The organism is Candidatus Nitrosotalea sp. FS (assembly GCF_011319475.1).
Classification (GTDB): Archaea; Thermoproteota; Nitrososphaeria; order Nitrososphaerales; family Nitrosopumilaceae; genus Nitrosotalea.
This window is the reverse complement of sequence record NZ_RCMC01000044.1, coordinates 1-407: the sequence shown is the minus strand read 5'-3', so window position 1 is coordinate 407 and position 407 is coordinate 1. Positions and strand designations below refer to the sequence as shown.

At 38.8% G+C, this 407-nt stretch carries 1 protein-coding gene; it reads right to left on the bottom strand.

The features are described 5' to 3' along the window. The coding region (locus tag DYY66_RS15730; protein WP_394352546.1) for a hypothetical protein at positions 1–74 on the bottom strand (74 nt) is incomplete at its 3' end. Positions 75–407 lie beyond the last annotated feature (333 nt).

The following is a 407-nucleotide window of genomic DNA, read 5'->3' as shown; positions in this document are numbered from 1 at the left end:
TTTTCCATGTATCCTTGAGCTTGATCCTTTGATGGTCCTTCATGCATCAGCAACCAGACCCTATCTGCTTTCATCTGTTTTGCAGGAATTGCAATCCTGTCGATTTCAAAGCCTACAGGGGCCACATGTACGCGGAGATTCATTATACTCATGTTAGTATGTATAGTTATCATACTATGGTGATGATATATAATAATTGTGCCTAGTATACCCATACCATGCAACAAAAAATCACATCAGAACAAAACGAAGCCTCTGTTTATCCAAGAGTAAGATCAGTCTTTGAGAACTAGTTCATCCAGGGCGTAGATTCTAGGTAATCTAGGGATTTTATCATATCATCAAGCTTTGTAGCAACTGCAGTGACTGCCTTGAACTCTTCATACATCATTTTTTCTTCATCTTGG